The sequence below is a fragment of the Brachybacterium sp. Marseille-Q7125 genome (assembly GCF_023062615.1).
GTDB lineage: Bacteria > Actinomycetota > Actinomycetes > Actinomycetales > Dermabacteraceae > Brachybacterium.
The window spans coordinates 21129-45804 of sequence record NZ_JALLAL010000008.1 but is presented as its reverse complement, the minus strand read 5'-3'; the positions used below and the strand labels follow the sequence as shown (position 1 = coordinate 45804).

Genomic DNA, 24676 nt, shown 5'->3' with positions numbered 1-24676 from the left:
TTGTGGATAGCTGTGTGGACAGGCCCGTCCAGCACTGTGGATAACAGTGTGGAAGACGCTGTGGATGGAGCATCGCAGCACGTCGCAGGGACACGCGCTGTGGATTTGACAGCAGCCTCGCGCCCCGTCTGCCCGGGGCCCACAAAATCTCACCGCAGCGCTCAGGGCTGCAGTGCTAGGAGGGTGGCCTTACCCGGGCACGAACCGTGACGCGCCGTCGGCGCGGCACCGCGTGCGCCCCCCGCGCGATACCGCGGCCCCCCTCCGCGCGATACCGCGTGCGCCCATGACGGCCCCGGTGCGGACATCGGCCCCGGGGCTGCGCACCGTCTCATGACGAGCCCGGACCGAACTCCGCATCCACCGCATGCTTCGGCAGCGCCCCATCCCGTCGGTGGAGGACCTGCCAGGGTCCCTCCCACACGGCGTCCTCCCCGTTCCTCGCCGTGCCGGAAAGTTTGGGAATCGTCTGCGGACCTTCTCCCGCGGCGCACAGCAGCCACGTCGGCAGCACCTTGACCTGCAGCTGGTCGAGCACGGCGTCATCGGGATCCTCGATGAGTAGAGTGCGTCGGCCCTCTCCCCATCGCCGCGCAAGCTCCCGCAGCACCGTCGGGGCCGGACGTGACGGGCCCGCCCAGTCGGCGGAGACCAGAACGACGACCCGGTCGTCGGCCTCGGTTTCCGCCACAGACGCACTCACGCCTGCGGGGCCGCGGTCCCCTGAGCTTCCGCGGAATCCTCAGCATCCTGGTCCGCGAGCCACCGTTCCGCGTCGAGAGCGGCCTGGCAGCCGGTGCCCGCCGCGGTGATCGCCTGGCGGTACGTGTGATCCACGACGTCACCGGCCGCGAACACGCCCGGCACCGAGGTGTAGGTGCCCCGCCCCTGGCACACGATGTATCCCTCATCGTCGAGCTCGAGCTTTCCGCGCACCAGATCGGTGCGCGGCAGATGCCCGATCGCCTCGAAGACCGCGGAGGTGGGATGCTCGCGTTCCTCACCGGTCACGGTGTCCCGCAGCGTCACCGACTGCACCGACTCCGTGCCGTTGATCCGCGCGATCTCCGTGTTCCACAGGATCTGCAGCTTCGGATCGGCCTCCGCGCGGCGCGCCATGATCTTCGAAGCCCGCAGTTCATCCCGACGATGCACGAGCGTCACGGACTTCCCGAAGCGGGTCAGGAACGTCGCCTCCTCCACAGCGCTGTCACCGCCGCCCACCACGATGATGTCCTGATCCTTGAAGAAGAACCCGTCGCAGGTCGCGCACCAGCTCACCCCCTTGCCGGAGAGCTCCTCCTCGCCGTCCACTCCGAGCTTGCGGTACGCCGAGCCGGTGGTGAGGATCAGCGCCCGAGCCCGATGCACCGTGCCATCGGCCAGCGCCACCTGCTTGACCTCTCCCTCGAGCTCGAGCTCGACGGCATCGTCGTAGATCACCTCCGCACCGAAGCGCTCGGCCTGCTCCTGCATCTGGGTCATGAGCTCCGGGCCCTGAATCCCGCTCGGGAAACCCGGGAAGTTCTCCACATCGGTGGTGGTCATGAGCGCCCCACCCGCATCCAGAGCCCCGGCGATCACCAGCGGCTTCATCTCCGCCCGGGCTGTGTAGATGGCGGCGGTGTACCCGGCCGGACCGGAGCCGACGATGATCACCTCATGGATGGGGCCTGCCTGCTCCCCGGCGGCGACCGGCGCGGTCTGCGGCTCGGCGGGAGTCGCCGAGGTGCCGAGGATGTTCAGGGCCTGGATGGGCTGGGTCATGGAGGGATTGTCCTTCCGGGTCTAAGAACGATGGGTGGGTTCGGTGGGGGCGAGTGGTCAGACGCAGTAGGTGCTCACGGGATGGGAGGGCCAGAGGCTCGGGTGCCGAAGGTACGAATGCCACAGGATACGAGCGGTCAGGGGCGGGGGTCAGAGTGAGCCGATCATGACGTCACCGGACCAGATCAGGTCCTCGGTCGCTGGAGCATCGGCCCCAAAGGTGGTCTCTCCGCAGCCCGGCAGCACCACGGTGGCGGAGATGATGCCGCCCGCGGCCTGCAGGGTCTCGCGGTCGGTGGGGCCATGCACCAGCAGCCAGCTGGGTGTCTCGTCCCCACCCCAGGCGACCTCCTCCATGATCAGGATCGAATCATGCACGCCCAGCCGTTGCAGGCATCCGGGCGCATCGAACGTGGTCAGCGGCTGGATGGAGCCGGAATCCACCAGCCGCTGCACCTCCGTGCCCAGCGTTGTCTCAGTGACAACGGGCAGACCGGCCGAATTCTTCCCCGCGCCGTCCACGGAATCCACCGACGCTGCTGCCGAGCGTCCGGAGCCGGCCGTGGACTCCTGAAGCGCCCCGGCCAGCTGCACTCCCAGCAGCCCGGAGATCACCAGGGCCGCGAGCACCACGGGCAGTGGCACGCCCAGCAGCGTGCCCGGCCGGTGGCGCGGCGGACGCACCCCGCTCATTCGACGCGAATCTCCGCGATACGGGCGCGGAAGTTCCCCGCCTGGTCGCTGTCCGGCGGCAGCTCAGGAATCCACAGCGCGACCTGCTCGGTCTCGAGCGGCTCGGGCAGATCTAGTCGCACCTCGCCGTCACCGGCGAAGCTTCCGCTGGTCAGCACGTCACCGAGGCTGCCATCGTCGTTCACCGCCCGCAGCTCGAGGGTGCCGCCGGTGTTCTTGGCCGTCGTGACCGTGACCGCCTTCAGCTCGGAGGGCTCGGCCAGGTGGACGCGCACCCCCACTCCATCCTTGAGACCGCCGTAGTCCGGAGTCGCGTAGTACTTCGTGGACCAGAACGAGGCGGGATCCCCGTCGTGGATCCGATCCTGCTGGTCCGCATTGTCGACCTCGTCACCGCCCGGGGTGAACAGCTCGACGCTCGCCAGCTGTGCCGCGGGCAGCTCCTCCTCGGTCTCCTCGGCCGTGGGCTCAACCGGAGCCTCCCCGGTCTCCTCATCTGCCGTCGGCTCCTCACTGGGGGCTTCCGAGGTGGCTAGTGGATCCTCGATGATCGAGGGCAGGTCGCGGGTGACCGTCGTGATGGCGAGTACCAGCGCGAGCATCACGAGGATGACGCCACCGGCGATGATCCACTGCGACTGCAGCGACCGGCGCTCCTGATCCTGCGGGCCCAGCGCAAAGGTGTCCGGGTCATCCGCATCGGTGGCGACCCCCACGACGTCGCGCAGCAGGGACGAGCGACCGCCCGCCCACGCGGCTGACGGTGCCGTCTCCTCCAGCACCGACCGATCGCGTCCGTGCACCACGATCGGGCCCGACGGCTCCGGTGCGGCGGCCGGGGTGGGGCCATCCTCGTCCTCAGTGGGCGGCGTCGTCGGAGATGCCGTCGGCGTGGCGGCCGGGGAGGGCACGGCGGCGGCCGCGGCTGCCCCGTCTGCGGCGAGAGGGGTGGCCGATGGTGGCTGCTCGGGGGAAGGCTCTGGTGAGGTGGCCGACGGGGGCTCGTCGGTGGGAGCCGTGGCGACGGACGTCCCGGTGGTCTGCGCCGGGGCAGCCCCCGCGTCCGCTGTCGCATCCGGCTCCGCGTCCGTCGCCGGAGCGGGGTCCATGGCGGGAGCGGGCTGCTGCGGAGAGATCGACATCTGCCCCGGGAACGGGCTGCTGCTGCGCTTCTGTGTCAGATGCAGCTCCTGGACCAGGGCATTCGCGGCGCGAGAGGACTCTGCGGCGGCTGCCGCATCGGCCCCCTCCGCGGCCGGGCTCGGCGCAGCATCGGGCTCTGTTGCTGCTGCAGTCGGCGGAGCTGTGGCAGCCGTATCCTCTGCCGGATCCTGATCTGGCGGCGCCGCGTCGGTGGAGTGCTCGGCCACGGTCCCAGGCGCCGCGGTGCTGTCCGTCGATTTCTCCTGGGGGGAGCCGGTCGCATCTGGTGCGCCAGGCAATGCCGCAGCAGCGGCCGCGGCCCCGGCGAGCGTGGCTGCGCCAGCTGCCGCAGCGGGCACAGCGGGCGGCGGACCCGTCGGTGCCGAAGCGGGTCCCTGCGGCGCCGCGGCCTGCGGCGCTTCAGCTTCCTGCGGGGCCGTGGGCTCCTGGGGGGCCTCGGGCCCCTGCTCAGCCGGGGGCTCCGGCGGCGCCTCGGCAGCCGGCTGCGCTCCTGCCGCCGGCTCCGTGGGTCCCGCCACCGGCTGTGCCGCCGTCTCTTGCCGCGACCCGTAGGCCTCGAGCGTCACCGGGATCGACTGCCACGGCCGCAGCTCCTCGATGAGAGACCGCGTGGTCACCGGCATGTCATCAGAGGACTCATTGAGCACGGCATCGCACAGCAGATCCAGATCCGGCGGGATCTCCTGCGCGGTCACCGCAGAGGGCCGCGGCACCGTCCCGCCCTCCCCGCGGCGCGGGCTGCGGCCCGTCAGCGCCCGGTACAGGAGCGCCGCAAGCGCCGCCGTGTCCTGGAACGACGCCACCTCCCGGGACCGATCCAGACCCGGATGCGAGGCCGCCTCGGCCCCCACCCCCAGAACGACGACCTCCCCGGAGGCGGTGTCCACGAACACGCGATTGGAATCCAGGAACTGGTGACGCACCCCGCGTCGGCGAGCGACCTCGAGCCCCGCGGCCGCCTCGCCGATGATCGCGCGAGCCGTCTCCGGATGCAGCGCCCCCTTGCTCAGCAGCGCAGCCAGCGGCGGTGCCGGAGGCAACGGGTACTCCACCACCGTCAGCTCATCATCCGGTGCCTCGATCTCCCGCACCGGCAGCAGCCGCGCATCCTCCACCAGGTAGGCGCGCCGCACCGCGTCGGCTGTCTCCGCGGCGGCCTGGCCGCGCACGATGAACAGCACCACCGATTCGTCGGTATCCACCACCCGGGCCCGGCGCCACTCGGCACCCTCGGCCACCCGGGACAGGGGGATGCGGCCCTCCAGCGTCCATCGCGTAGACAGGGCATCCTGCTGCGAGTTCGTGTTCACCGACCATCCTTCTGTGCTGTGGCCGTCGAGGGTGGGAGTCGACGTCCGCCCATGCTACGAGGTCACCGTGGATCAGCGGCGCAGAAGCGCCCTGCCCCGTCGGCCCACCATGTTCACCAGGCGCCGCGCATCCGGCACCCGCAGCATCCACGCCACGAGGGTGAACACCGCCGTCATCACCACGGCCACCATTGCTCCCAGCACGACGGCGAGGATGCGGTGCTGCCACATCGGCCCCTCCAGCAGTCGCACCAGAACGGCCCCGACGGCCCAGGCCAGGACCGCGGCGCCACCCAGCTTCACGAACACCAGCGCACTCTGCGCCGTCCCGGAGGTGCCGGCGCCATGCCGGGCGGCCAGACGCCGCAGCAGCCACAGGCCCATGACCCAGGCGGCGATGTTCCCGAGCGTGGTGGCGCCCGCCGCGGCCATCGCGGCATGCCGGGGATCCACCAGGGTCAGGATCAGTGGAACCGAGAGCAGCGTGATCGCGGTGATCGGCACCTGGCACAGGAACGGCGTGCGCGCATCCTCGTAGGCGTAGAACACCCGCTTGACCAGGTACAGCCCCGCGAACGGTACGAGCCCCAGCATGTACGCCACCAACACGGTCCCGTTGGCGCGGGCCGCGATCTCCCCGGTGCCACCGCCGATCACCCACATGATCGGCGCGGCCAGCGCGACGAACACGGCTGTGGACAGCATCATCGGCACCGCCAGCAGACGATTCGTCTCGCGGTAGCGAGCCAGAGCGGCGCTGTGGTCGGCCTCCGCCGCGCTGCGGGAGATCGCCGGGAACGCGGCGGTCACCACGGCCACGGCGATGATCCCCTGCGGAATCATGAACGCCATGAACGCCCATTCCATCGTCAGCAGCGCCGGATAGTTCGCCGCCTGCTCCGGGGAATCCTGCAGACGCTCGGCAGCGGCCACCGCCCCTCCCGTCGCCCAGCGGGACGCCCAGACCCCCAGCTGCCCCAGGCCCAGCATGGCCAGGGCCCACAGGCCGATCCGGCCCAGCTTCCCCAGGCCCAGCCCGCGGAAGCCCCAGCGCGGCCGCAGCCGCAGATCCAGCTTCTTGACGTACCAGAACAGGAACAGCACCTGCGCGGCCGATCCCCCCACATTGATCGCCGCCATCGCCAGGACCATCGGTAGCGTCCACTGCGTCGGATCGCCCACCGTCCCCCAGGCGGCCAGGAACATGCCCGCCCCCAGGATGCCCACGAGATTGTTGAGCACCGGAGCCCACTGGTAAGGGCCGAAGGAATCATGCGCGTTCAGCAGCTGACCGCACATGACATACAGCGCCGAGAAGAAGATCTGCGGCATCATCCAGTAGCCCAGCTGCACGGCCAGCGCATACGTCACCGGGGGCAGCAGGCCGCTGGTGAGCGTCAGCAGCAGCGGCACCGCCAGCAGGCACACCAGCGTCAGCCCCAGCGACACCGCCGCCACGAGCGTCATCAGGCGCGAGATGTAGTCGCTGCCGCGGTCCGGCCGCTTCACCGCCCGCACGATCGCCGGCACCAGGATGGCGTTCAGGGTGCCGCCGCCCACCAGCAGCCAGATCGTGTTCGGCAGGGTGTTGGCGGCGCTGAAGGCATTGGCCGCCGCCGACATCGAGCCGCCCAGGATCGCACCGAACAGGAATGTCCGCACGAAGCCCAGCAGGCGTGAGACGAGCGAACCGGCCGCCATCAGGGCGCTGGCCCGCAGCAGCGTGGAGCGGCTGGAGGGTGTGCCCTGTCGCCGGTGGCGCGGCACATGCTGCACGCGGATCGTCCGGCTCATCGAGTCTCCTTCGAGTGGGTGTCAGGGGTGGAGCGGCCGGAGCGGGCCAGTTCCTCGGGATCCTCGGGTCCGGCCACCCCCGGCGCCCGGGTGGTCGACCCGACGCGGCGGGCTCGCAGCACCCCCACCACCACGAGCACCCCCATCGCGATGACCAGCAGCAACGTGGTCCAGTTCTCCCAGGAGGGATTCACGGTCAGCGGCGTGCTCACGGGCTCGCTGAGCGGCCGCCCATCGGCCGTGGCCACCACCGTGGTGAGGGTGACCGATCCGTTGGCGATCGCGTCGACCTCCACCATCACATCCACCTGACCGCCGGCGGGCACCACCACGGGATCCGGCGGGGCGATGCGCACGAGCGGTTTGTCCGAGGTCACCAGCGGGCGCACGGTGATGGGCGTGTCCAGCCGGTTTGTGATCGTGATCGGTACCCCGGCGGTATCGGAGATGACGTTGTAGCCGGACGCCGGAACGACCGCGATCTCCCCGCGCAGCGCGGCAACCTGCTCCGTCACGTCCTCGATGTGCTGGGCATGCCCCTGCGGATCGGTGCGCCATCGGCGGGCCAGGCCCTCCAGGATCTTCCGCCGCGGCTCCTCCAGGGCGGTCTGGTCCTCCATCACCTCGCCCAGCGCCACCAGCTCTTCCTCGGTCCGCGACAGGGTCTGCAGGCGCTGCGGATCCAGCGGGCTCGGATGAGATCGCTGATCGATGTGCTGCCAGCGCCCCTCAGGGGCGGGAGACGCGGCCGAAACATCGATGGGGCCCACATTGCCCAGAGCCAGCAGATTTTCCTCATCACCCAGCGGGCTCGTGGTCCAGGTCTCCTGCTGGGCTGCTTCCAGCAGGGCGTCGGTGCGCCCGGCGCGGATCCAGGGGGCCTCCTGCATCGCCTCGAGCACCTGCTCGGCTGCCTGCGTATCCAGGCCCGCCTCAGCGCTGGGGGCGATGACCAGGTGACGCGGGGAATCGGTGTACTCCGAGGCGATCGTCGCCGTCTCCGCCAGCAGCCGCTGGCGGATCTGCTCGGTGTCCGCCTCAGCGGTCAGTAGGGTGAACTCGGTGGACAGCTCGGGATCCGGGGCGATCACCGGGACGGACCCGGCCTCGGAGGTGTACTGGCCGATCGAGCTCGGGGTCGTGTTGCTCGCCGGATCCGCCCGCAGCGCCGCCGAAGGCAGCACGAGGGCCTTCGCGCCCGCACGAATCTGGGCATCGATCAGATCCGCCGTGGCGCTCGCGGCCGGCAGGCCGGTCGTCGGCCCCGTCAGATCTGCCTCCAGTTGGTCCCGGACTCGGGCATCAGCCTGCTGCACCGCCGCGGTGAGCGGGCCGGTTCCCGCCTGCTGCAACGACACGAGATCCGCCTGGGCGTAGGGCCGGGCGAGAATGGTGCGCCCCGGGGCTGCAGCGGTGAGCTCTTCGGCGGCCGTGACGGCAGCGGGATCCGGGGCGTAGGTCACGGTGCCGAGGGGGTCCGCGGTCTCCTGCGCGCCGCCGCCATCGCTGGGGGGCGTCGGATCCATCGCCCGGGCGGGAGCCTCCAGCAGCGCGGGATCCAGCCACCAGTCCACCTCGGGACGGATCGCCAGGGGGACATCATCGGCGCTGGTCACGGGCAGCAGCACCGACTGGGTGATCTCCTCTTCGGCGTCCGCGGGCCGCCACACCACGAAGCTGCGCAGCGCCGCGAGTGGACGGTCCTCGCTGACCACCGTGAGCGACACCCGGCGGGTGCCCCAGAAGTACGGTTCAGGGGAATAGCCCAGTTTCTTCGCCGACGTGCGCACCGTCAGCACCGTGGATTCGCCCGGCTGGATGGTGTGCGCCGCGGAGGTGGACACCGGCGCCCCCACCGCATCGGGCTGGGTGTCCTCCTGCCACTGCGCCAGCAGCGCCCGATCCGTCACCCGCGGGGTGCGGGTGCGCAGCTCAAGATCCACGTCGGTGAGCGGCTTCGAGGAGGTGTTCGTCACCTCCACCTGCGCCTCGAGCACCCCATCGGGGGCGAGTGACGTGGGAGAGAGCTCCACCAGGTCCAGGTGCACCGGGGCGCCCGGCTCCTGCCGGGGAGGTGCCGCCTGAGCTGTGCCGACCAGGCTCACCGGCAGGCCCGTCGGCACCGCCAGAACGAGCAGCAGGGCCGTCAGCAGCGCCGCGAGCACCGGGCGTACGGACGGCGTAGGGGACGGCATGGGGCCACTCTAAGCGGCGGCTACCGTAGGAGGCCGGAGGCCACACGAGACCTCCGCCTCCCCACCGCAGTCTCTCCCCGCAGCACCCCATCGGCCCCGACCTGAACGAGGACCCCGCATGACCGACCTGGCCACCGCCCGCACCCGTGCGGCCTCCATGTTCCAGGCCCTGCCGGAGGAGATCCATGCGCTGGGCCGGGAGTTCGAGGCCGCCGGGCATGAGCTGGCGCTCGTGGGCGGGCCCGTGCGCGATGCGGTGCTGGGGCGCAGCAGCGCCGACCTGGACTTCACCACCTCCGCGCGTCCCGATGACACCGAGGCGATCCTGCGGCGCTGGAACCGCGGCGGCGCGATCTGGGACATGGGCCGGGAGTTCGGCACCCTGGGCGCGTCCCGCGACGGCGTGAAGGTGGAGGTCACCACCTACCGCACCGAGAGCTACGACCCCGCCTCCCGCAAACCCGCCGTCCAGTACGGCGACACGCTCGAGGGGGACCTGTCCCGCCGCGACTTCACCGTCAACGCGATGGCGGTGCGCCTGCCATCCCTGCAGCTCGTGGATCCCTTCCATGGCCTCGAGGACCTCTCGCGCACCCTTCTGCGCACCCCCGTGGACCCCCGGCAGTCCTTCGATGACGACCCGCTGCGCATGATGCGCGCGGTGCGCTTCGTCTCCCAGCTGGGCTTTCGCATCGAGGACGCCACGGCCGATGCGATCGAGGAGCTCGCCGAACGGATCACCATCGTCTCCGCCGAACGGGTGCGCGAGGAGCTGGTGCGCCTCATGCTGGGCGCCCACCCCCGCGGCGGACTCGAGCTCATGACCGAGCTGGGGCTGGCCGCGCACGTGCTGCCCGAGCTGCCGGCCCTGCAGCTCGAGATCGACGAGCACCACCACCACAAAGACGTCTACGAGCACTCCCTGACGGTGCTGGACCAGGCGATCGACCTCGAATCCCCGGTCGGCTCCGGCGGGCCGTGCGAGCGCCCCGACCTGGTGCTGCGCCTGGCCGCGCTCATGCATGACATCGGCAAGCCCGCTACGCGGCGCTTCGAGCCCGGCGGGGTGGTGACCTTCCGCTTCCATGAGACCGTCGGTGCGAAGATGACCGCCAAGCGTATGAAGGCCCTGACCTTCGACAAGGACACCACCAAGAAGGTGGCGCGCCTGGTGGAGCTGCACCTGCGCTTCCATGGCTACGCCGATAACCCCTGGACCGACTCCGCGGTGCGCCGCTACGTCACCGACGCCGGGGACCTCCTGCAGCACCTGCACCGGCTCACCCGCGCCGACGTCACCACGCGCAACCGCCGCAAGGCCCGCATGCTCTCGCGTGCCTACGACGAGCTCGAAGCCCGGATCGACCACCTGGCCGAGCAGGAGGAGATCGGAAAGATCCGTCCCGACCTGGACGGCAACACCATCATGGAGCTGCTGGGGATCCCCCCGGGCCGCGAAGTGGGCGAGGCCTACAAGCATCTGCTCGAGCTGCGGATGGAGCATGGGCCGCTGGGCGCAGAGCGCGCCGAGCAGGAGCTGCGTGCCTGGTGGGAGGCCCGCTCCGCGCAGTGAGGACACTGCGCGAAATCTGCGCGGGACCAGGCAGGCGGCGGTGCCCTCGGCCCGGCGTGGCCCGATGTGAGCGGGGCCGCATGGAACGTGCACACCCTGTGTGTTTCGCCGCCCTAGCATTCCGCCCGTGTGCACAGCGTGCGCATACTGAGGGACTGGGCACCGCCGTGCCCGCCTCTCACCGACCCGTAGGAGCACAGCTGACATGAGCGATTCCCGCCGCTCGTCCGGAAGCGCGCGACGCGCCGCCGGCGTGCGCCGTGCCTCCGCACAGCGCTCCGGACAGTCCTCCCGCCCACGGGCCGCGCAGAGCCCCAAGGGGAGCAGCCGTACAGGCAAGCGCGCCGCCTCGGCCGGCGGCGCCGCCCGCGGAACCCGCGCCCAGAGCACCGGCAAACGCGCCGCGAGCACACGCTCCGCAGCGGCTCGCCGACAGAAGAAGAACTTCCTGAACTACCCGCGCGCCGGGGCGAAGAACCCCTGGCGCTGGATCCCCTCCCTGCGGATGATCGCCGGGGCGCTCGCGCTCATGGTCCTGGCGGGCCTGGGCTTCGCCGTGTGGCTGTACAACGACACCGATGTGCCCGCTCCGAGCGACTTCGCCCTCGCCCAGTCCAGCCGCGTCTACTACGCCGACGGCGAGACGGAGATGGGGCGCTTCAGCGAGATCAACCGCACCGAGATCCCCGCCGACGAGATCCCCGAGAACATCAAGCAGGCGGTCGTGGCCAGCGAGGACTCGACCTTCTACGAGAACCGCGGGATCTCCCCGCGCGGCATCGTGCGAGCCCTGATCAACAACCTCTCCGGCGGCGCCCGGCAGGGCGGCTCCACGATCACCCAGCAGTACGTGGAGCGGTACCACACCGGCACCAACACCTCCTACCTGGGCAAGATGCGCGAGATGGTGATGGCGCTGAAGATCGATCAGGAGCTGAGCAAGGAAGAGATCCTCGCCCGCTACCTGAACACGATCTACTTCGGCCGCGGCGCCTACGGTGTGCAGGAAGCCGCCCAGGCCTACTTCAACAAGGACGCGAAGGACCTCTCCGACGCCGAAGCCGCACTGCTGGTGGCCGTGATCCCGGCCCCGTCGGCCTATGACCCCGCCAACGATCAGGACAAGGCGGTCTCCCTGTGGGATCGCGTGATCACCCGCCAGGTGAACCTCGAGCAGATGACCCCCGCCGAGGGCGATGCCCTCGAATTCCCCGAGACCGCCAAGCCCAGCAGCGAGAACGAGCTGGGCGGCACCAAGGGCTACCTGCTCGTGGAGGTCCGCAAGGAGCTGCTGGAGCAGGGCTTCACCGAGGAGGAGATCGACACCGGCGGCTTCACCATTATCTCCACGATCGACAAGGAGATGCAGAAGCACAGCGTGGACGCCGTCAAGGATCTCCCGGATGACCGCCCCAAGAACAATCGCGTCGGCACCATGACCCTAGATCCCGCGACGGGGGCGATCCGGGCGATGTACGGCGGGCCGGACTACGTGAAGCAGGCGCAGAACGACGCCACGCAGTCGCGGATGCAGGCCGGGTCGATCTTCAAGACCTTCACCCTGATCGCCGCGCTGCAGGACGGCTACCCGCTGGACTCGCTCTGGCAGGGCAACTCCCCGCAGACCTTCGATGGCGGCTGGGAGGTCAACAACTTCGCCAACGCCTCCTACGGCACCGTCACCCTGGAGCGTGCGACCGCCAGCTCGATCAACACCGCTTACGCGCAGCTGAACCTCGAGATCGGCCCGCAGCGCACGCGGGATGTCGCCGTCGAGCTGGGTCTGCCCGAGGACACCCCGGGCCTGACCGAGGACGCGGCCAATGTGCTGGGCTCCGCCTCACCGACGGTCGGGGAGATGGCGGAGGTCTACGCCACCCTCGCCGCCGGAGGCGTGCACCGCGAGCGCTACATCGTCGAGTCGGTGACCCGGCCCGACGGCTCCTCCCGCTACGAGCACGAGAAGGAGGAGAAGCGCGCGATGGACCAGGACGTGGCGACGAATGCGACTGTGGCCCTGCAGGGGCCGCCGACCGTCGGCTCGGCCCGCAAGCTCGAGGGGATCATGGGCGGGCGTCCGGTGGCCGGCAAGACCGGCACCTCCGAGAAGATGCGCTCGGCCTGGTTCGTCGGCTTCACCCCGCAGCTGGTGACCGCCGTGGCCATGTTCCAGCCCGGCGAGGACGGCTCGGAGCAGTCGCTGACCCCCTTCGGCGGCGAGCAGTACATCACCGGCTCCACCTGGCCCACCAGCGTCTGGGGCCAGATCATGTCGCGCTCGCTCGAGGGCCAGGAGTTCATCGACTTTGCGCCCGCGGTCCCGCTGGACAACGAAATCCGCAGCCGCAGCCAGCCCTCCCCGCAGCCCCAGCCGGCCCAGGCTCCGCCTCCCGAGGAGGAGGAACCGAGCGAGGAGCCGACGGAGGAGCCCACCGAGGAGGAGCCGACCGAGGAGGAGCCGACCGAGGAGGAGCCCACGGAGGAGCCGGAGCCCACCGACGAGCCGGAGCCGGAGCCCACGGAGGAGCCCGAACCGGAGCCCACGGAGGAGCAGCCCTCCGATCCGCCGGGCAATGGCGATAAACCCGGCCGCGGCGGTGGCGGGCGGGGTAAGCCCACGGAGAAGCCGACGGCCGAGGAGCAGGCTGCCGGCATCGGCTGAGAGGACACAGAGACATGGCCGCCATGTGTGAGCAGTGCAAGGGCCGCATCCGCGGCCGCATCCACACCTCGATCACGGGGCGCTACCTGTGCGAGCGCTGCCATACGCAGCTGCAGGGCCGCACCGCCGGTGTGGTGGCCGGCGGCGGGGTGCGCGGCGGTATCGCCACCGGCGGCTGGTACGCCCGGGTCAAGCAGGCGATGAGCGGACGCGGCCGACGCCGCTGAGCTCCCGGTCAGAGCTCCTCGTCGAAGCCGACGTGCCCCTGCGCTGTCGCGTCGGCGCCCGTTTCGTCCCCGCGCCCGGCGGCCCACGCGCGCTGCCGTGTGATCCCGCCCGCCCGCCGTGGCCGATGTCCCACCGGCCCGGTAGGCTGAGCCGGTCCGTTCCGCACGTCGCCGACGCCGCGGGGCGGATGGCATGAACCCTCCTGCCACGGAGAGACCGTGGCCGCGAAAGACCACAGGAGGTGGGTACCAGAACATGCGCAAGTACGAAATGGTCGTCATCCTCGACCCGTCCGTCGATGAGCGGACCGTCGCAGGGACCTTCGAGAAGCTCGTCCAGGTGATCCCGAACGAGGGCGGCACCATCGACGAGGTCGACGTGTGGGGCAAGCGGAAGTTCGCCTACGAGATCGACAAGAAGTCCGAGGGCCTCTACATCGTCCTGCAGTTCACCGCGAAGTCGAGCACCGCCCAGGAGCTCGACCGTCAGCTGGGTCTGAACGAGTCCGTGATGCGCACCAAGCTGATGCGCCTGGACGACAAGTGACGTCAGGCCGCTGCTGACACCCCCACCTTCTGAGGAGCATTCATGGCGAACGACACCGTGATCACCGTGATCGGCAACCTGACCGCTGACCCCGAGCTGCGCTTCACGCAGTCCGGCATTGCGGTCGCGTCCTTCACCATCGCGTCCACCCCGCGCACCTTTGACCGCCAGTCCGGTGAGTGGAAGGACGGCGAGGCGCTGTTCCTGCGCTGCTCCATCTGGCGCGATGCCGCGGAGAACGTGGCCGAGTCGCTTGAGAAGGGGTCCCGCGTCGTCGCGCAGGGCCGCCTCAAGCAGCGCTCGTTCACCGACCGTGACGGCAACAACCGCACCACCATCGAACTGGACGTCGATGAGATCGGCCCGTCCCTGCGCTACGCCACCGCGAAGCCCAATAAGGTGCAGCGTGGCGGTGGCGGCGGTCGCGGCGGCTTCGGCGGCGGCCAGGGCGGTTACGGCGGCGGGAACGCCGGCGGTGGCCAGGGAGGCTACGGCGGTGGCGCCGGCGGCTACCAGAACAGCGGCCCGCAGGGCCAGCCCGACGCCGACCCGTGGGCCGGCGGCGGCAACCAGGGCGGATACGACGACCCGCCCTTCTGATCCCCCATTCCATTCCATCCCGGGTGCATGCCCGGGCTCCCCGTAGAAAGAAGGAGCACCACGATGGCCAAGCCTGTTCTTCGCAAGCCGAAGAAGAAGCAGAACCCGCTGAAGGCCGCCGGTCTGGAGACCGTCGACTACAAGGACGCCGCGCTGCTGCGCAAGTTCATTTCCGACCGCGGCAAGATCCGCGCCCGTCGGGTCACCGGCGTCACCGTCCAGGAGCAGCGCAAGATCGCGAAGGCCGTGAAGAACGCCCGCGAGATCGCCCTGCTGCCGTACTCGACCTCCGGTCGCTGAGCGAGGAAGGGAAGCACATGACCACCAAGCTCATCCTCACCCACGAGGTCACCGGCCTTGGCACCGCCGGTGATGTCGTCGACGTCAAGGACGGCTACGCGCGCAACTTCCTGCTGCCCCGCGGTCTCGCCACCCCGTGGACCAAGGGCGGCCAGCGCCAGCTGGACCAGATGCGCGCCGCCCGCGGCAAGCGTGCGATCGCGAGCCTCGAGGAGGCTCAGGCGCTCAAGGTGACCCTGGAGTCCAAGCCCCTCGTCATCGCTGAGCGCGCCGGCCTGAACGGCCGCCTGTTTGGTGCGGTCTCCTCCAAGGAGGTCGCCGAGGGTGTGAAGGAGATGTTCGACAAGGACATCGACCGTCGCACCGTGGAGTTCGCCAGCCCGATCCGCTCGCTGGGCGAGCACAAGGCGACCGTGCGCCTGCACGAGGACATCTTCGCGAACCTCGTGGTCCAGGTCGTGGCCGCCAAGGGCGCCGCGAAGGCCTGATCCGCCTTCCACGTGACGATGCGGGAGCATCCACCTCCGGGTGGGTGCTCCCGCGTCGTCCGTCGTGCCGTCAGCGGTGCTCGAGCGCCGGGAGGGCGGGTATGGTGCGCGGGGCCTCCTGATAGGCTCAGACCATGTTCGGACCACGCAGTGAGCAGGACCAGAAGCAGATCAGGGCGCTCCAGGCCCAGGTGCGGGACCTCGAGTCCCTCGTCCTCGAGCTCGGTGAGCGCGCCGGCCTCGATCGGATCGAGCTCGCACGGCTCCGCGAGGACCGTGCCGGCAGCATACGGTCCGAGTGCAAGCGTCTCGTCGCGGACGGCAAGTACATCGAGGCCATCAAGGTCTACCGCGAGCACACCGGCGCGGGCCTCAAGGACGCCAAGAACGCGATCGACGCGTACCGCGATCAGATCTGACGCGAGGGGCTGCGGCCTGCACGCGAACGCGCCGGCACCCCCGCCGCGCCGCGACCTCGTATCCTCGAGCGGGTGAACACCCCCGCTCCCACCTCCTCGACCCCCGCCACCGCCGGCCGATTCGGCCTGGCCCGGTCCCTGGGCCACGGCCAGATGGCGATGATCGCCATGGGCTCGGCGCTGGGCACCGGGCTGTTCCTCGGCTCCGGGGAAGCGATCGGCATCGCCGGCCCGGCCGTCATCGTGTCCTTCGCGATCGGCTCCCTCATCGCCGCGACGATCGCCCTGGCCATGGGAGAGATGGCGTCCCGGCACCCCGTCCGCGGCGGCTTCGGCACCCTCGCCGCGCACTACCTCTCCCCGTTCTGGGGCTACCTCTCGCGCTGGCTGTACTGGATCGTCACCGTGTGCGTGACCGGCGCGGAGGTCGTCGCCTGCGCGGCGTACCTGGCCTACTGGGTGCCCGGAGTACCGCTGTGGGCCGGGATCCTGCTGTTCGCCGCGGTGATCATCGGGATCAACCTGTCCTCCGTCGGCTCCTTCGGGATCGTGGAGTTCGTGCTGTCCTCGGTGAAGGTCATCGCCGTGGTCGTGTTCATCCTGGTGGGCGCGCTGCTGGTGCTCACCGGACTGCCCGGCACCCCCGCCGCCGGGTTCACCCACCTCACGGCCGACGGGGGCTTCGCCCCGATGGGCTGGTCCGCCGTGTGGGTCGCGCTGTCGGTGGTGATGTTCTCCTTCGGCGGCATCGAACTGCTGTCCATCACCGCGGCGGAGGCGAAGGACCCGGCCCGCTCCATCCGCACCGCCGCCCGGACCACCGTGGTGCGCCTGGCCATCTTCTACGTCGCCTGCATCACGATCGTGCTGTGCCTGGTGCCCTGGCGGACCGCCGCGACCACCGGCGAGGACCTTGCCACGAGCCCCTTCGTCATGGTGTTCGACCAACTGGGGGTGCCCGGCGCGGCGCACTTGACCAATGCCGTGGTGCTCATCGCCGCCCTGAGCGCCGCGAACGCGAACCTCTATGCCGGCAGCCGCATCATGCACTCCCTGGCCTCCGATGGCCTCGCGCCGCGGCCGATGGCCCTGACCACCCTGCGCGGGGTGCCGCTGGTGGGCATCGCCATCAGCTCGCTGGGTCTGTTGCTGGCCGCGACCCTCGCCTTCAGCGGCGTCGGCGGCGTGTTCGGCTACATGATGAGCCTCGTGGTGTTCTCAGTGCTGACGGTGTGGGCGCTGATCCTCATCACCTTCATCGCCTACCGCCGCCGCGGCACCGAGGGGGCCACGTTCCGCATGCCCGGCGGGGTTATCACCGCCGGGGTGGGGCTGCTGGGTCTCGCGGCGATCCTCGGCACCATCTTCGTGCGCCCCAGCATGATGATCGCCGCCGCCGTGGGGATCCCCGCGATCGCCGTGGCGACGCTGCTGTACGTGCTGGTGGTGCGCCACCGCATCGACCCGGCGGACATCGAGGCGGCCTTCGCCGAGGCCGACGGGATGCGCTGAGGCCGCGTCCGCCGGTCAGAGGCGGGCGATCGCGCGGAAGCTCGCGTCCAGCGCCTCGTCGGTAGCCTGCGGATCGATCGCGGTGATCGCGGCGAACAGGCAGTCCACCGCCATCAGCTGCGCGGTGCGGGAGGCCATGGCGCTGGGCCGCAGCGCGGACTCCCGCGAGGCCGTCACCAGCACCACCTCGGCCAGGTCGGCGAGCATCGAGGCGGGATGGTTGGTGATCGCGATGACCGTCGCACCGCGCTCGGCGGCGAGCTTCGCCGGCTCGATGACATCCACCGTCCCCCCGGAATCCGAGATTGCGATGACCACATCCGAGGGCCGCTCGAGGGCCAGCACGGTCAGGGCCTCATGCCGCTCACTCACCCGCGCAGCCGGCAGCCCCAGGCGCGTGAGCTTCTGGTACAGGTCCAGGCTCGCCACCCCACTGCCACCGATGCCCAGTAGCGTGATCCGCCGCGCCTCCACCACCGCCGCAGCCGCCCGCTGCAGCGCCGCCAGGTCGAGCGTCCCCGCGGTCTCCTGCACCGCCTGCACGTTCGCGCTGCGGATGCGGGCCACCACGCCCAGCAGCGGCTGCTCGGGATCCTCCGGGATCTCCTCCTCCTGCTGCGCCTCCATCATCCCGACGTCCTTGGCCAGCTGCAGCCTCAGCTGCGGGTAGCCGGAGAAGCCCAGGCGGCGGGAGAAGCGCACCACCGTCGGCGCCGATGTAGAGCAGCGATCGGCCAGCGCCGTGATCGTGTCGCGGGCCACCGCCCCGGGATCGGCCAAGATCGCATCGGCCACCCGACGCTCAGCCGGCCGCAGCTCCGGCAGCAGCCCGTTGATGCGGGTCAGGATGTTCATCCCGGCCTCCTCTCAGCCGTCGATGACCTCGCCCAGGCGACCACCGGCCGCCTCCAGCAGCTTCTCCGCCCCGGCCCGATCAGTGTCGCGCTCGAGCATCACCACGGCCGTCTTGACCCGGTCATCCGCGGCGCGCAGGGCCGCAGCGGCAGCGGACGCATCGGCTCCCGTGATCGTCGCGACCAGACGTTCCGCGCGCGCCCGCAGCTTCTCATTGGTCACCGACACGTCCACCATGAGATTGCCATGCACTCGGCCCAGGCGCACCATCACCGCGGTGGACAGCATGTTCAGCACCTGCTTGGTCGCCGAACCGGCTTTCAGACGGGTCGACCCGGTGAGCACCTCCGGACCGACCACGGCCTCGATCGCAATATCCACTTCGGTGGCTAGCACGCTGTCGGCATTGCACACCACGGCGGCGGTCAGCGCCCCGGCCTCCCGGGCCGCCCGCACCGCGCCGCGCACATACGGGGTGCGCCCGCTCGCGGTGATCCCGACGACGACATCCCGCGGGCCCACCGCCACCGCGGCGAGATCGGCCGCGCCGAGCTCAGGGTCATCCTCCGCCCCCTCGACGGCTACGAACATCGCCCCCTGGCCGCCGGCCATGAGGCCCTGCACCAGCTCGGGGTCGGTATGGAAGGTGGGCGGACATTCGGCGGCGTCGATCACGCCCAGCCGGCCCGAGGTGCCGGCGCCCACGTACAGCAGGCGCCCACCGGCCTGCAGCCGCTCCGCCGTCGCATCCACCAGGGCAGTGAGCTGCGGCAGCGCGCGGCGCACCGCGGCGGGAACCTCCGCCTCGGCGTCGTTCAGGGCCTCCAGCACGCCGATGGTGGAGCGGCGGTCCAGGTCTGCGAGCCGCTCATCCTGGCTCTCGGTGGACAGCTCCGCGAGCCGTTCATCCTCACGCGCCGTCTGACGCTCCCCGTCGGGTGCCCCCGTACGACCCGGGCCGCCGTCGACGTCGATCCGTGCCACCATCACGCGTGCCTCCCGCCGGCCGCACCCTCCCGGCGGCGCCGCGGGTTCGGGGCGGCGGCCAGCAGGCGCTGCGTGTACTCATGCTGCGGATCATCGATCACCGCGGCGCTCGTGCCACGCTCGACCACCACACCGCGGTGCATCACCAGGGTGTCGTCGGAGTAAGTGCGGGCCGAGCCCAGATCGTGCGTGATGTACAGGATCGCGAGGTCCTCGGTGCGGCGCAGGCCGTCCATGAGGTCCAGGATCTCCTTGCGGATCGTCACATCGAGCATCGACACCGGCTCATCGGCCACCAGCACCTCCGGCTCCGCCGCCAGAGCACGGGCGAAGGAGATGCGCTGGCGCTCGCCGCCGGAAAGCTCATGCGGGTAGCGGTGCAGATACCGTTCCGGCGGATCGAGGTTCACCTTGCGCAGCAGGTCGAGGGACTTCTCCTCCACCTCATCGGCGCCCTTGGCCTTGCCGTGGATGGTCAGGGCCCGGCCCAGCGTGTAGGAGATCCGATGCACCGGGTTCAGGGAGGAGAAGGGGTCCTGCAGGGTCATCTGCACGGTCTTCGTGTACTGCCGGAACCGGGCGCCCTTCATGCCGGTGACGTCCTTGCCGTGCAGCAGGATCTGCCCGGAGGTGACCGGGATGAGCTGCGCGATCATGCGGCCCATGGTGGACTTGCCGGAGCCGGATTGGCCCACCAGGGCGGTGACCCGGCCCTGATGCAGATCCACCGAGACGTCGTCCACGGCACGGAAGGTGGTGCGGGCGAGGCCCTTCCGGGGACCGCGGAAGTCCTTGACGATGTTCTGCGCCCGCAGGATCGGAGTGGCCGACGGGGTGGTGTCCGGCGCGGAGGTCGGGACGTTCACAGCTGTGCTCCTAGGTTGGACAGCGACTGCAGCAGCATCCGCGTGTAGGGGTGGCCCGGGGCGGTGTACACGTCCATCGCCGGCCCGTACTCCACGAGCTTCCCGCGCTGCATGATGGCGATCGAATCGGAGATCTCCAGCAGCAGCGACAGGTCGTGCGTGGTGAAGATGATTGCGAAGCCGAAGGTCTCCCGCAGGGCCATGATCTGGTCCAGCACCTCGCGCTGCACCAGCAGGTCCAGGGCCGTCGTCGGCTCATCCATGATGATCACGTCCGGGTCCAGCACCAGGGCGATCGCGATCGCCACCCGCTGCTTCATTCCGCCGGAGAGCTCATGCGGGTAGGAGGTGATGCGGTCGGGGTCGATCCCCACCTTCACCAGCCGGTCCCGGGCGATCGCCCGGCGCTCGGAGGCGCTGAGATCGGGACGATGCTTGGCGATCACGTCATCGAACTGGGCGCCGACGGTGATCACCGGGTTCAGGGCGTTCATGGCGCTCTGGAACACGATGGCAATCTCGGTCCAGCGCATGGCCCGCAGCGACTCGGGGTCCAGGGCCAGCATGTCCACGTCCCCGCCGCCGGACTCCTCATCGCGGTGGTAGGTCACCGAGCCGCTGACCACCTTCGCGGGATTGCGCAGCAGGCGGGTGATGGCGTTGGTGAGGGTGGATTTGCCGGAGCCGGACTCACCGGCCAGGCCCAGCAGCTCCCCGCGATGCAGGGTGATGGACACATCGTCCACCGCGCGAGTGGTGCCCTCCGCGGAGGGGTAGTCCACCACGAGGTTCTCCACCGTGATGATCGGCTCGCCGGGCACCTGCACCGGGCGGATCGACGGAGCGATGTGCTGGTCGACCTCCTCGGCGTCCACGGGAGCCTCCCCGGCCGGGGCGGTCTCCACCGAGATCTCGGCGCCGCCGGCGGTGCTGGAGACCTCGGTGCTGCCGCCGCCCGCCGCGGCCAGCAGACCGGGCCGGGCGGACTTCGCCCGGGAGCGCTCGGTGCGCAGGCGCGGGTTGGCGTACTCGTCGATGCCGAAGTTGATCAGCGCCAGCCCGGCGCCGATCGCGGAGATCGCGAAGCCCGGCGGGATGAACCACCACCAGGCGCCGATGCGCAGTGCCTGCGCATTCTGCGCGAAGTACAGCATGGAGCCCCAGCTGGTGGTGGTCAGCGAGCCGATGCCCAGGAAGGACAGCCCGGCCTCGGCGAGGATCGCGCCGATCACCGAGAAGATGAAGCCGCTGACGGCGATGGGCAGGGCATTGGGCAGGATCTCCGCGAAGATGATCCGCAGCCGCGATTCGCCGGTGGCACGCGCCGCCTCGACGAAGTCGCGGTTGCGCAGCGAGAGGGTCTGAGCGCGCAGCACACGGGCCGCACCCGCCCACGACGTGATGGTGATGACGATCGCGACGGAGACCATGCCCTGGGTGGGCAGCCAGCCGGTGAGCACCACCAGCAGCGGCAGCCCCGGGATCACCAGGAACACCGAGGTGAGGATGTACAGGATGTCATCCACGGTGCCGCGCAGGTAGCCGCCGATCAGGCCGACCACCACGGAGATGATCTGCGAGAACACCCCGGCGAACAGGCCCACCAGCAGGGAGACCCGGGCGCCGTGCACGAACTGGGAGAAGACGTCCTGCCCCAGCTGGGTGGTGCCGAACCAGTGCTTGGCGGATGGGCCGGAGAGGATCTCGGGACCGGAGGCGCGCGGACCGTAGGGGGTGATCATCGGCCCGAAGATCGCGATCAGCACGAAGATGATGACGATCACGAGCCCGGCCCGGACCTTGCCCGAGGTGGGGATGAAACGGGAGATACGGCTCATCTCAGGCCTCCACTCGAGTGCGCGGATCCAGGAACACGTACACCACGTCCGCGAGGAGGTTCGCGAGGATCACGGTGAAGGAGATCATGAGGAACAGGCCCTGCATGAGGGGGAAGTCCTGGCCCTGCACAGCCTGGAACAGGATGTACCCGATCCCGGGGTAGTTGAAGATGACCTCGGTGAGCATCGAGCCGCTCACCACGGCGCCCAGCGACATGGCGAAACCGGTGATGGACGGCAGGATCGCGTTGCGCGCCCCGTAGGTGAACAGCACCGTGCGCGGGCGCAGGCCCTTCGCCTCGGCCATCGTCACGTAGTCCTCGCCCAGCACGGTCACGGTCATGTTGCGCATGCCGATGACGCTGCCGGCGAAGGAGCTGAGGATGATCGTGATCGCCGGCAGCAGCGAGTGGTAGAGCACCGAGAGGATGTACTCCGGGTACCAGCCGCGCACCAGGAAGCGGTCCGCGCCGCCCGCCACCGGGAACCAGCCCAGGTTCACGGAGAACACGAGCACCAGCAGCAGCGCCATCCAGAAGTACGGCACGGCGTTGAGGAAGGTCAGGGCCGGCAGGGTGTAGTCCGAGAGCCGGCCGCGCCGCCAGGCGAGGATGACGCCCAGGCCCGTGCCCAGCAGGAAGCTCAGCACAGTGGTGGTGCCCACCAGGCCCAGGGTCCACGGCAGGGCGCTCAGCGCGATCTCGCTGACCGGCACCGGGAAGTACGTGATGGAGCGCCCGAAGTCACCGGTGAGGATCTGTCCCATGTACTGGATGTACTGCACCAGCAGCGGTTCGTCGGAGATGCCGTAGGCGGCGGTGAGAGCCGCGACGGCGTCGGGGGAGATCTGTCCCTCCATCCGCTCCATGAGCAGGGTGACGGGGTCACCGGGCATGAGGCGCGGGATGAGGAAGTTCAAGGTGATCGCTGCCCACAGGATGAACGTGTAGAGCAGGACCTTCCGCAACAGATACTTCACTGCGGGTCCTCCGGGTGCGGGAGTCGGAATGGGGCGTTTCGAAGAAAGCGGTGACAGCGGGGACGGGGGCCGACGGGTCGGGAGCCCCGCGGGGAGGCTCCCGACCCGTCGGCTGTGATCAGCCCTCGTTCGGGGTGAGCTTCTGGACGATCAGCAGCCGGTCCGGGGTCTGGAACGGTGCGCCCAGGGCGTAGGGGTCATCGTCGTTCGGGAAGCCGGTCCAGTTCTCGGTGTTGTAGTGGAACCAGTTCGGCGCCGGGTAGAGCGGAATGTTCGGCATCTGCTCGACCATGATCTGCTGCAGGTCGCCGATGGCCTCGGCGCGGGCGTCCTCATCGGCGGCGACCGAGTACGCCTCGAAGGCGGCGTCGGCGTCCTCGTCGTAGTACCGGCCGAAGTTCTGGGTGACCGCGCCGGAGTCCACCTTGTACTCCGAGCTCATCATGTAGCGGTACATGTCGAAGGGGGTGTTCCCGGCGCCGAAGGCACCCAGGTTGAGCACGAACTGGCCGGTGCCGCGCTTTTCGATGTACGACTCGAGGGACACACCCTGCGGGGTGAGCTTGACGCCCACCTTCTCGAACTGCTCGCCCAGGAGCGTGGCGACGTCGATGAGGTCCACCCAGTCCGAGGGCAGCTCGACGGTGAAGTCGAGCTTGTCACCGTTCGGGGCCACGCGGATCCCGTCGGAACCCTTTTCGTAGCCGGCCTCATCGAGGATGCGGTTGGCCTCTTCGGGGTCGTAGGTGAACTCCGCATCCGTGTACTCCGCGGAGATCGCGTCCTCAAAGGTGGGCTTGGGCAGCGCGGTGGGATGCGCGGGCTTGACGTAGTCCTGCATCGCGACCTCGCAGATCTGCTGGCGGTTGATCGCGTAGGACAGGCCCTTCTTGAGCTCCACGTCATCCCACAGCTCGTTCTCGCTGTTGGGGATCAGAGAGACGACACCGGCACCGGGCAGCCAGGTGCCGCGGTTCTCGGGATCGGCCTTGTGGTAGATGTCCTCGACATTGGCGACGAAGCCGCCAGCCCAGTCGATATCGCCCGCGGCGAGGGTGTTGACGAAGGTCTCACCGGTGATGGCGGGGAACTGCAGCTCGGGGACCTGGAAGCCCTCCTCGTTCCAGTAGTCCTCGCGCTTGGTGAGGGTGTACAGCTGCTCGCCGAACTGGCCCAGCACGTAGGGGCCGGTGCCGATGGGCTCCTCGATGACCGCCTCGATGGGGTCGAGGTCCTTCCAGATGTGCTCGGGCAGCATCTGGATATTGCCGATGGCCTCGCGGTAGGCCAGCTGCGGGGTCTCGAAGGTGACCTCGGCGGTGAGCTCGTCCACGGCCTTAGCGTCCTTGATGGGGCGGGCGGTGGTATTGGTAGCGGGCTCGTCGCGCATCATCAGGAAGTTGAACACGACGTCATCGGCATCGAAGGCCTCGCCGTCGCTCCAGGTGACACCCTCGCGCAGGGTGAAGGTGATGACGGTGCCGTCCTCGTTGTACTCCATGGACTCCGCGAGCCACGGCATCTGGTTGCCCAGCTGGATCGGGGTGGAGATCATGAGCGGCTCGTAGACGAAGGAGCGCGAGCCGTTCAGCGAGGTGGGGCTGAAGGGGTTGAAGTTCTGCTGGAAGGTGTTGGCGCCGACGGGGTAGAGCGTCAGCGGCGGCAGCTGGCGGTTGTCGCCGCCGCCCCCGGTGCCGCCCCCGCCGCCACCGGATCCGCCGCTGCAGGCGGCGAGACCCGCGGTGGTCACTGCGCCGGCGGCTCCGGCGGCGATCGCACGTCGTCGTGAGATGAGCATGGTGGTCCTTTCCGAGGGGCTGGTCCCCGGGGCGGGGACGGAAGTGGGGAACTGCGGTGGTCCGCCGACGTCGCCGTGCTGCGGTGCACGGCCGGGTGCTGA

General features: G+C 69.9%; 21 protein-coding genes. 9 read left to right on the top strand and 12 right to left on the bottom strand.

The genetic code is table 11. The features are described 5' to 3' along the window. Positions 1 to 331: 331 nt before the first annotated feature. The 6 genes from MU407_RS03720 to MU407_RS03695 form a co-directional block, all read right to left on the bottom strand. The gene (locus MU407_RS03720; RefSeq protein WP_246955455.1) at positions 332 to 691 is read right to left on the bottom strand and encodes a hypothetical protein; all 360 of its coding nucleotides are present in this window, start codon (positions 689 to 691) and stop codon (positions 332 to 334) included. Between the two features lie 8 nt (positions 692 to 699). Continuing rightward, on the bottom strand, positions 700 to 1767 hold the full coding sequence (trxB, locus tag MU407_RS03715) for a thioredoxin-disulfide reductase (RefSeq protein WP_246955453.1): 1068 nt from the start codon (positions 1765 to 1767) through the stop codon (positions 700 to 702). Between the two features lie 150 nt (positions 1768 to 1917). Next, positions 1918 to 2460: a hypothetical protein gene (locus MU407_RS03710; RefSeq protein ID WP_246955451.1), complete on the bottom strand. Its 543-nt coding sequence runs from the start codon at positions 2458 to 2460 to the stop codon at positions 1918 to 1920. Beyond that, positions 2457 to 4934 (bottom strand): hypothetical protein, encoded by a 2478-nt coding sequence (locus MU407_RS03705; RefSeq protein WP_246955449.1) that lies wholly within the window; start codon positions 4932 to 4934, stop codon positions 2457 to 2459. Before MU407_RS03705 ends, MU407_RS03710 begins: the two co-directional genes overlap by 4 nt. Positions 4935 to 5006: 72 nt before the next feature. Next, a complete protein-coding gene (locus MU407_RS03700; RefSeq protein WP_246955447.1) occupies positions 5007 to 6728 on the bottom strand; it encodes a lipid II flippase MurJ in 1722 nt (573 codons plus the stop codon). Next, positions 6725 to 8923, bottom strand: coding sequence for a DUF6049 family protein (locus MU407_RS03695; protein WP_246955445.1), 2199 nt, complete (start codon positions 8921 to 8923; stop codon positions 6725 to 6727). The genes MU407_RS03700 and MU407_RS03695 overlap by 4 nt, the downstream gene beginning before the upstream one ends. 157 nt (positions 8924 to 9080) lie before the next feature. On the opposite strand from MU407_RS03695, the gene MU407_RS03690 reads away from it, so the two are divergent. The 9 genes from MU407_RS03690 (at position 9081) to MU407_RS03650 (ending at position 17251) form a co-directional block, all read left to right on the top strand. Continuing rightward, positions 9081 to 10496 (top strand): CCA tRNA nucleotidyltransferase, encoded by a 1416-nt coding sequence (locus MU407_RS03690; protein ID WP_246955479.1) that lies wholly within the window; start codon positions 9081 to 9083, stop codon positions 10494 to 10496. Between the two features lie 205 nt (positions 10497 to 10701). After that, positions 10702 to 13158: a transglycosylase domain-containing protein gene (locus MU407_RS03685; protein WP_246955443.1), complete on the top strand. Its 2457-nt coding sequence runs from the start codon at positions 10702 to 10704 to the stop codon at positions 13156 to 13158. 14 nt (positions 13159 to 13172) lie between these two features. Continuing rightward, positions 13173 to 13385 carry a hypothetical protein gene (locus MU407_RS03680; RefSeq protein WP_246955441.1) on the top strand — a complete coding sequence of 71 codons (213 nt, stop codon included), beginning with the start codon at positions 13173 to 13175 and terminating at the stop codon, positions 13383 to 13385. A 256-nt stretch (positions 13386 to 13641) separates the two neighbouring features. Then, on the top strand, positions 13642 to 13932 hold the full coding sequence (gene rpsF / locus MU407_RS03675) for a 30S ribosomal protein S6 (RefSeq protein WP_102235592.1): 291 nt from the start codon (positions 13642 to 13644) through the stop codon (positions 13930 to 13932). A gap of 42 nt (positions 13933 to 13974) precedes the next feature. Continuing rightward, positions 13975 to 14532 carry a single-stranded DNA-binding protein gene (locus MU407_RS03670; RefSeq protein ID WP_102235593.1) on the top strand — a complete coding sequence of 186 codons (558 nt, stop codon included), beginning with the start codon at positions 13975 to 13977 and terminating at the stop codon, positions 14530 to 14532. A 63-nt stretch (positions 14533 to 14595) separates the two neighbouring features. After that, positions 14596 to 14832, top strand: coding sequence for a 30S ribosomal protein S18 (rpsR, locus tag MU407_RS03665; RefSeq protein WP_015777137.1), 237 nt, complete (start codon positions 14596 to 14598; stop codon positions 14830 to 14832). Positions 14833 to 14849: 17 nt separating this feature from the next. Further along, the gene (gene rplI, locus MU407_RS03660) at positions 14850 to 15320 is read left to right on the top strand and encodes a 50S ribosomal protein L9 (protein ID WP_246955439.1); all 471 of its coding nucleotides are present in this window, start codon (positions 14850 to 14852) and stop codon (positions 15318 to 15320) included. Between the two features lie 134 nt (positions 15321 to 15454). Beyond that, positions 15455 to 15739 carry a hypothetical protein gene (locus tag MU407_RS03655; protein WP_246955437.1) on the top strand — a complete coding sequence of 95 codons (285 nt, stop codon included), beginning with the start codon at positions 15455 to 15457 and terminating at the stop codon, positions 15737 to 15739. A 72-nt stretch (positions 15740 to 15811) separates the two neighbouring features. Then, on the top strand, positions 15812 to 17251 hold the full coding sequence (locus MU407_RS03650; protein WP_246955435.1) for an amino acid permease: 1440 nt from the start codon (positions 15812 to 15814) through the stop codon (positions 17249 to 17251). A gap of 15 nt (positions 17252 to 17266) precedes the next feature. Here MU407_RS03650 and MU407_RS03645 read toward each other — a convergent pair whose 3' ends face one another. The 6 genes from MU407_RS03645 to MU407_RS03620 form a co-directional block, all read right to left on the bottom strand. Continuing rightward, entirely contained in the window at positions 17267 to 18106 is an 840-nt protein-coding gene (locus MU407_RS03645; protein WP_102235596.1) for a MurR/RpiR family transcriptional regulator, read from the bottom strand. Positions 18107 to 18118: 12 nt separating this feature from the next. After that, positions 18119 to 19093, bottom strand: coding sequence for an N-acetylmuramic acid 6-phosphate etherase (gene murQ / locus MU407_RS03640; protein WP_246955477.1), 975 nt, complete (start codon positions 19091 to 19093; stop codon positions 18119 to 18121). Beyond that, on the bottom strand, positions 19093 to 19959 hold the full coding sequence (locus MU407_RS03635; RefSeq protein ID WP_102235597.1) for an ATP-binding cassette domain-containing protein: 867 nt from the start codon (positions 19957 to 19959) through the stop codon (positions 19093 to 19095). Before MU407_RS03635 ends, murQ begins: the two co-directional genes overlap by 1 nt. After that, complete coding sequence (locus MU407_RS03630) at positions 19956 to 21797, bottom strand: dipeptide/oligopeptide/nickel ABC transporter permease/ATP-binding protein (protein ID WP_246955433.1); 1842 nt, start codon at positions 21795 to 21797, stop codon at positions 19956 to 19958. The genes MU407_RS03635 and MU407_RS03630 overlap by 4 nt, the downstream gene beginning before the upstream one ends. Position 21798: 1 nt before the next feature. Further along, a complete protein-coding gene (locus MU407_RS03625; protein ID WP_102235599.1) occupies positions 21799 to 22776 on the bottom strand; it encodes an ABC transporter permease in 978 nt (325 codons plus the stop codon). Between the two features lie 118 nt (positions 22777 to 22894). Beyond that, a complete protein-coding gene (locus MU407_RS03620) occupies positions 22895 to 24574 on the bottom strand; it encodes an ABC transporter substrate-binding protein (RefSeq protein ID WP_246955431.1) in 1680 nt (559 codons plus the stop codon). Positions 24575 to 24676 lie beyond the last annotated feature (102 nt).